The organism is Novosphingobium sp. (genome assembly GCF_025351285.1).
GTDB lineage: Bacteria > Pseudomonadota > Alphaproteobacteria > Sphingomonadales > Sphingomonadaceae > Novosphingobium.
The window spans coordinates 1-7,012 of record NZ_JANXWG010000111.1; the positions used below are offsets into that span (position 1 = coordinate 1).

The window sequence follows — 7,012 nt, forward strand, 5'->3', positions numbered from 1 at the left end:
CGCTGTGCTGTCAAAATCTTCCCTCAAGCTGATCGCTGATCCCATGGTCACGCCCTCCAATTGCAGGGCGCCATTGATTCAGAATTTCGCCAGTTTGGGAATCCCCCCCGTGAGTCAGCCTCACGGCAGGTTGGTATAAGGGCCGCCGCAACCCACAAGGGACGCAGGGTTTGGTTCCTGTTCCTGCCACCCTGCACCAGCCCTTAGAACAGCTTCCGAAACTCCACCCCCAGAACGCGACCTTGCGGGTCAAGGTAATCGGGCTGATAGGCCAGCGGTACCGCGCCGGCCCGATCGGTGACTTTCTGGCGCGAATCGAGCACGTTGACTGCCACGATCGACAGCCGCGCGCCCTTGAAGAACGGCGCCGCCCCGGTCAGCGCCTTCTGCTGGCCAAGATCGACGAACAGCCGTGCATTCAACTTTGCCAGCGCGCCGAAGCGCAGATCCGACGATCCGGGCACGCCGCTGCCACGCACATTGGTCGCTGCGGCATAAGTTCCGTTGAGCCTGAGGCCAAAGCCGTTGATGAACCCGCCCGCGTCCAGTTCCAGGCTGTGCCGCGCCACGCCGCCACCGCTCGACAGCGCATCGCCGCTCAGCAGGTCGAGCGCTTGCCCGCCTGGGACGAGCGTGACCCGGTCGATGAATTGCACGGTGTGGTAAAGCGCCAGGTTCCAACGCCCCTGCCCCGGCGCGCCGCCGCCGAAACCACCGCGAGGTCCACCGCCACCGCCGCGAGGTCCACCTGCTCCCCGAGGACCACTCGATCCTGGCGGGCCGCCCCCTCCCGGTGGGCCACCGGCACCGCCCATCATGCCCATCAGCCGGCCCATCGGCCCACGCGTGCTATCGCTGCGGGCTTGCGGCTTGCCGAGCTTGCCCGACAGTTGCAGTCCATAACGCAGCCGCGCCTCCTTCTGCTGCGCGAAGGTCACCGGCCGCACGTCGATCGCCACCAGCCTGCCCGATGCGTCGCGCGTCACGCGGGTGGGGAACGCGGCTTCGGTGCCGGGGGTGAGCAGCGGGAAATCGGACGAGACATTGCGCGAGGTGTTGTTGAAGTATTCGACCACCAGGTTGCCGTTGCCGGTAAACGGCAATTGCCATTCCAACCCCAGCTTGAAATCGCGCTGGGTTTGCCGCGCCAGCGCCGGATTGCCGCCGCTGGTGGTTGTGACGAGCACGCTCTGCCCGCGCGTGAAATCGAACACGCTGACGTTGAAATTCTGCACCACCGGCGCACCGAGCTGCGACAACGAAGGCGCGGCTTGGTTGACGATGTAGCTGGCCGAAAGATCGAGCTTTTCGGTCACCCCCCAGTTCAGCCCCGCGCTCCAGTCGGTGATCGTGCCGAAGTCCGACAAGTGATCCACCCCGGCGCTGAAGTTGAGCGTCAGATCGCCCACGCCGTCGAGCACGTGTTCGCGGCGGCTGGCGATCGGCAGCGACAAGTTGAACCCGGCCGAAGCATCGCCGCGCTTGAGGTTCACCGGCGCGGCAAGCGATCGTGAATCGCGGCTGACGCTGTGCGTGTAGGCAAACCCGGTCTTGAGCGTGAGGCTGGCCTTGCCCGCGGGCAAAGTCAGCGGGTGGCCGATCAGCGTGGCCAGGCTGCTCAGCGAGTCCGACGCGTTGGTGGCGCGCGCGAAACCGGGCGCGGCCAGCAGCGGCAGCATGCCGCCGATCGGCAGCGTTCCGGCGGCGGCGGCCATCACCAGCCCCGAAGTATCGGGTCGCAGCGCAGTATCGGTCGACGATGTGGCATGCGTGCCGTCGACGGTCGCGGAAAGCTGCCACGCACCCACCGGCTTGTTGAGCGCGGCGCCCGCCTGCAAGCTATCACTGCGCCCGATCCGCGCCAGCGGCGCCCCCAGCGTGCGGATCGCGCTCCCTCCGCCTGGCGCGATCAGCGCGACCGTGGCGAGCCCTTGCAGGCTGGTCGATTGCGCGCGGGTCGCGGCGCCGTTCACCGTCAGCGTACCGCCGGTGGCGCCCTGGTCGATCGGCGCGGTGTAAGTCAGGTTGGCGCCGTAATTCGATCCACGCGAAACCAGCGTGCGTGCCGCTGCTGGATCGGGGTCTCCGGCCACGGTGGGCTGCGATCCGGGCTGCTGGATCACGCGGCGTTCGGCCTCGGTCAACGGCGTGGTATGATCGGCCTCGAGCGCCAGGTTGAAGCGGCTGCGGCCGGACAGCTTGAGCACAGATCCTTCGCCCTTGAGCTTCGAGGTGCCACCGCGCTGCGGCTGGCGATATTCGATTTCGGCCGATTTGCTGGAATAATTCTTCTTGAGAATCAGGTTTACGACGCGCTGGTCGGGCGGATAACCGTAACGTAGCGCGACCTCCTCGGGGAACACCTCGACTTTGGCGATCGCTTCGGGCGGGTAATTGCGCAACTCGCGGAAGCTGGAAATGCGCATGCCGTTGACCAGGATCACCGGGTGCCCGCCACGCCCTCGGCCCGATCCGGTCTGCGCCGAAAGCGCGTCGATCAGGTCGGAGACGTTGTTGGCACCATATGAGGCGATGTCGGTTTCATCGAGCGTGGCGATCGGCGGCTGCGGCGCGATGACCGCGCCTTCGAAGATCCCACCGGTAACGACGATCTGGTCAGGATCGCGCTTTTCGGGCTGCGCCGCAGTGCTTTCGGGGCCGCCTTCGGGTGTCGCGGCGGCTTGCGCAGCCGCCAATGCGGGCATGGTCAGCCCCAATCCGATCGCCAGCGGTGCGGCGCACCAGTTCAAACGCATGACTTGCAGTGCTCTCACGGAAGTTGGGCCTGACAAAAAGGCGCAAGCTTGAATGGTGGCTCATTGGCCGTGCGTCCGGACCGCGGCAATGCGCAAACCGTATCAAATTGTCGTCCGAGCTATGCCGGCCCGTGGCGAAATCGCTCGATTCGTCCGGCCCTTCCCTTTTGCCGCGCCGCTCGCTATGGCGCCTGCCAACCGTGTCTTCGGGCACTGATCTCGATATCCCCTACAATTGGAAGGTCCGCAAACCGCCGATGGCGAAAGAAGAACTGCTCGAAATGCGCGGCACCGTTGTCGAGCTTCTGCCCAACGCGATGTTCCGCGTGAAGCTGGAGAACGACCACGAGATCCTCGGTCACACCGCCGGCAAGATGCGCAAGAACCGCATCCGCGTGCTGGTGGGAGACGAAGTGCTCGTTGAGCTCACCCCTTACGACCTCACCAAGGGTCGGATCACCTATCGCTTCATGCCCGGTCGGGGTGGCCCCGGTCAGTTCTGAGCGGAGTCCGGGGGTGAGTGCGCCGGATCTGGTTCTGGCCTCAGCCAGCCCACGCCGCCTGGAACTGCTGGCGCGGCTGGGCGTCGTGCCGGCGCGCGTCATTGCCACCGATATCGACGAAAGCCCGCTTGCCCGAGAAATTCCGCGCGCACATGCCGTGCGGCTGGCCGCCGAAAAGGCGCGCGCGGCACACAGTCACCATTCCAACGCTGTGGTGCTGGCGGGCGACACCGTGGTCGGCCTCGGCCGCCGCATCTTGCCCAAGGCCGAGGACGAAGCGACCGCGCGCCGGTGCCTCACGCTGCTGTCGGGCCGGCGCCACCGCGTGTTTTCCGCCATCGCGGTGATCGATGCCGCGGGCACATTGCGTCAGGCGCTGTCCGAAACGATCGTGCGCTTCAAGGTCCTGACCGAACAGGAGATCGCCGCCTATCTTGCCGGCGGCGAATGGCACGGCAAGGCCGGCGGCTATGCTATCCAGGGCAGCGCCGAAGGCTTCTGCGCGTGGCTGGCTGGCAGCCATTCGGGCGTTATCGGCTTGCCGCTTTACGAAACCCGGCGGCTGCTGCGCGCGGCGGGGCTGTCCATTGCCTGAATGGCTGGTCGAAGTGGGGATCGGCGAAAGCCGCGCGATCCTGGTTGAGCACGGCCAAATCATTGCTGCCCGCGTGCAGTGGGATGAAGGGCTGCTCCCCGGTCTGGTCGCCGAAGCGCAGATGGTCGCACTGGCAGCCGGCGGAAAACGCGGCACCGCACGCTTTGCCGATGGCAGCGAGGCGCTGGTCGACCAGTTGCCAGCGGGCATCAGCCAGGGCACGCGGCTCATGCTGCGAATTACGCGCGCGGCCATCGCCGAACGCGGACGCGGCAAGCTGGCACAAGCCCGCCCCGCCCCCGGCGAAACCCCGCGCCCCGCGCCTGCGCTGATCGACACACTCGGGCCCGATCCTGCGAGGATCGTCAGCGCGATCGACACCGCGTTCGATGCCGCGGGCTGGCCCGACCTGGTCGAGGAGGCACTTTCAGGCGCGGTGGAGTTTCCCGGTGGCAGCCTGACCGTCAGCCCTACGCCGGCGATGACGCTGATCGATATCGATGGCGCGCTGCCGCCGCGTGCGCTAGCACTGGCGTCGGTTCGGGTCATCGTGGCGGCGCTGGCACGGTTCGACCTGGCCGGATCGATCGGCATCGATTTTCCGACGCTTTCTGCAAAGACCGACCGGCAGGCCGTGGACATCGCGCTTGCCGATGCGCTGGCGGCCCGCAATGTTCGCGGCGAGCGGACGGCGATGAACGGCTTCGGCTTTGTCCAACTGGTCTCGCGGCTCGAACGGCCGAGCCTGATCGCGCTTTACGCCGCGCGTCCCGTGGCTGCGGCTGCACGCGCGCTGCTGCGCCGCGCCGAGCGGGTGGCCGAGCCGGGCGCGTTGCTGTTGACCGCGCATCCCGCAGTCCGGCGAGCGGTGCGGGCCGAGTGGCTCGATGATCTCGCCCGCCGCACTGGCCGCGAGCTGCGCTGGGCCGAAGACGCTGCACTTGCACCCGCTGCCGCCTTCGCGCAGGCAGTGCCGCGATGACCGACCCGGCTCCAATTTCCGCAGCGCCCGAGCAGGGACCCGTGCGCCGCTGCCCGATCTGCCGCAAACCGCGCAAGGTGGAATTCGCCCCGTTCTGCTCGCAGCGCTGCAAGGACCGCGACTTGTTGCAGTGGCTCGACGAGGGCTACGCGCTGCCCGGCCCACCCGCGCCGGGCGAAACCGATTGCGAAGACTGAGTCGGGAAGCGGCAGAAGCGTCATTGAGCCAAAGCCACCAAAAATGCTGGACAGAGCGAGCGAGCCTCGTCATAGGCGCTGCTCCCATCGCTCGCCGGTCTGCCTTTTCGGCGTGAGGCCGTCGCCGTGGCGATGCCCGGGTAGCTCAGTTGGTAGAGCACATGACTGAAAATCATGGTGTCGGCGGTTCGATTCCGTCCCCGGGCACCATCTGCCGTTCGCGCGTGTTCGCGAACAGTTGGAAAAACCCCTAAAACCGGCTACTTATACGCTTGCGGCGCCGTTGCAGTTCGTCATCGTTCGCCCGCAGCCGGAGGCTGGTGGTGGCCATCATGGTGGCCACGCCAAGTTAAACTGAAAGGGTGGCCACCAAACATGGCACTTACTGACACAGCGATTCGCAATGCGAAGGGTGGGCCGAAAGCCGTCAAGCTGGCCGATGAGCGAGGATTATTTCTCCTAGTCCAGCCAAGCGGGGGAAAGCTTTGGCGACTAAAATACCGATTTGGGGGCAAAGAAAAGAAACTTTCTCTTGGAAGATATCCAGACGTTTCGCTCAAAGAAGCGCGAAAAAGACGCGACGACGCTCGGATAAAAATTGCCTTGGGTAGCGACCCTGGAGACGAGAAGCGCCGAGAAAAAATTCAGTCTGACGTAGAGGAATCAAGCCGATTTGAGACTGTGGCGAACGAGTATCTGACCAAGGTTGAGAGCGAAGGGCAACAAGCCGTAACCCTTAGAAAGAGCCGGTGGCTCCTTTCGCTGTTAGCGCCGACTCTCGGTTCGAAAAATGTCGGGGCGATATCGCCGGTGGAGCTGTTGGAGGCATTGCGCATAGTGGAACGGAAGGGACAACTCGAGACCGCCCGCCGCATGCGTTCATTCGCCGGTCGGGTGTTTCGCTATGCAGTTGCTACCTCGCGCGCTGAAACTGATCCGTCGAGTGTTCTCAAGGGGGCACTGACGGCACCGCGTGTGAGGCATCACAGCGCCATTTTAGATCCCACCGAGGCGGGCCGGTTGCTGTTGTGCATCGACGATTACGTCGGTCAGCCGCTAATCCATCTTGCACTCAAATTGACACCTCATGTTTTCGTTCGACCTGGTGAGTTGCGACGGGCCGAATGGCATGAGGTGGACTTTAAGGCAGAAGTTTGGACAATTCCGGCTGAGAAAATGAAAATGAGGCAGGCTCATCGAATTCCTTTGTCGCGTCAAGCCTTGGAAATCTTGTCGTCCGCATCGGTTTTGAGCAGGGGTCAAAAATATATTTTTTCGGCACTATACCCCGGTGATCGCCCTATGTCGGAAAACACGATTAACGCAGCTTTGCGCCGAATGGGCTATGGCAAAGACGAGATGACAGCCCATGGATTTCGCGCCATGGCAAGCACCTTGCTCAATGAGTCTGGCCTGTGGAACCCGGACGCCATCGAATTAGCGCTTGCTCACGATATCGGTGGTTCAGTCCGAGGCACTTACCATCGTGGAACTCATTGGGACGAGCGCAAGAGAATGGCGCAATGGTGGTCTGATTACCTCGACCAGTTGAAGGTCAGCAGCGCAGCAGGGTCGTCGGCGAATCACCGAAACAAAGGCGTATTAAAGGCCCCAACCGTCTGATTTTGCGGTCATATTGCCCCTTGCGCATTTCAGCCATTTTTGACTTTTCGGCCCAATCCGCTATGATTGCGTGGCGCTGAACTGCCGTTTTGCGCGGTTTGTCGGTCATTTCGACCGTTCTTCGCCAGACAACAGCGCTTTTCCGAAACGAGTTTTGCAAGGGGTTTGCCAGAAGCAATTCTGGCGTGGGTGCTTGTGACCACCAGCCGGGCGGAAGCCCGTCACAGTGAAGCGAGCAGTCAGTGCAGGTCGGCGTCAAGCCGGAGGAGCCCCTTGTGGCGCTCCTATATGCACAAGGATTGCACCAATGGACGACCAACATATCGAACAGCGGGATTTGGCCGCACGCCTGCAGG

6 protein-coding genes and 1 tRNA gene are annotated in these 7,012 nt (G+C 63.9%); 6 read left to right on the forward strand and 1 reads right to left on the reverse strand.

Features of this window, described 5'->3' with window-relative positions; genetic code table 11:
• Positions 1-203 precede the first annotated feature (203 nt).
• The gene (locus tag Q0R16_RS13870) at positions 204-2,774 is read right to left on the reverse strand and encodes a TonB-dependent receptor (protein WP_295637160.1); all 2,571 of its coding nucleotides are present in this window, start codon (positions 2,772-2,774) and stop codon (positions 204-206) included.
• Positions 2,775-3,013: 239 nt separating this feature from the next.
• Between Q0R16_RS13870 and infA the strand changes: the two genes are divergently transcribed.
• From infA to Q0R16_RS13900, 6 genes are all read left to right on the forward strand, one after another.
• Positions 3,014-3,259 (forward strand): translation initiation factor IF-1, encoded by a 246-nt coding sequence (infA, locus tag Q0R16_RS13875; RefSeq protein WP_226017114.1) that lies wholly within the window; start codon positions 3,014-3,016, stop codon positions 3,257-3,259.
• A 13-nt stretch (positions 3,260-3,272) separates the two neighbouring features.
• Complete coding sequence (locus Q0R16_RS13880) at positions 3,273-3,854, forward strand: nucleoside triphosphate pyrophosphatase (RefSeq protein ID WP_295637164.1); 582 nt, start codon at positions 3,273-3,275, stop codon at positions 3,852-3,854.
• Positions 3,847-4,836, forward strand: a complete 990-nt coding sequence (locus Q0R16_RS13885; protein WP_295637167.1) for a ribonuclease — start codon at positions 3,847-3,849, stop codon at positions 4,834-4,836. The genes Q0R16_RS13880 and Q0R16_RS13885 overlap by 8 nt, the downstream gene beginning before the upstream one ends.
• On the forward strand, positions 4,833-5,033 hold the full coding sequence (yacG, locus tag Q0R16_RS13890; RefSeq protein WP_295637170.1) for a DNA gyrase inhibitor YacG: 201 nt from the start codon (positions 4,833-4,835) through the stop codon (positions 5,031-5,033). Before Q0R16_RS13885 ends, yacG begins: the two co-directional genes overlap by 4 nt.
• Before the next feature lie 134 nt (positions 5,034-5,167).
• A tRNA-Phe gene (locus Q0R16_RS13895) sits at positions 5,168-5,243 on the forward strand.
• A 165-nt stretch (positions 5,244-5,408) separates the two neighbouring features.
• Positions 5,409-6,656, forward strand: coding sequence for an integrase arm-type DNA-binding domain-containing protein (locus Q0R16_RS13900; protein ID WP_295637173.1), 1,248 nt, complete (start codon positions 5,409-5,411; stop codon positions 6,654-6,656).
• Positions 6,657-7,012: the final 356 nt, after the last annotated feature.